A 331-nucleotide genomic window follows, 5' to 3' on the forward strand; every position below is an offset into this window, starting at 1 on the left:
CCGTTGAGCAGCAGCTTGGCGCGCTTCTCGTCGACGTCCCACCGGGGGAAGGCCGCCGAGGCGGCGTCGGCCACCGGCATGACCGTGAGCTCCTCCTGGAGCTGGTCGAGCGTCTTCGCCGAGTCGAGCTTGTACGGGCCGACCCGGGTGCGGCGCAGCGCGGTCAGGTGCCCGCCCACGCCGAGTCCGGCGCCGAGGTCCCGGGCGAGCGCCCGGATGTACGTGCCGGAGGAGCAGACGACGGAGACGACCAGGTCGACGACGGGGGTGCCGTCCTCAGCGGTCGCCTCCCGCACGTCGTACACCTGGAAGGAGGAGACGGTCACCGGGC

At 73.1% G+C, this 331-nt stretch carries 1 pseudogene; it reads right to left on the reverse strand.

Annotation, left to right across the window (positions count from 1 at the left end):
- Positions 1–331, reverse strand: a pseudogene (gene truB, locus OQ02_RS39635) (tRNA pseudouridine(55) synthase TruB); the annotation flags it as partial.

Origin of the sequence: Saccharothrix sp. NRRL B-16314 (assembly GCF_000716595.1) — a bacterium.
GTDB lineage: Bacteria > Actinomycetota > Actinomycetes > Mycobacteriales > Pseudonocardiaceae > Actinosynnema.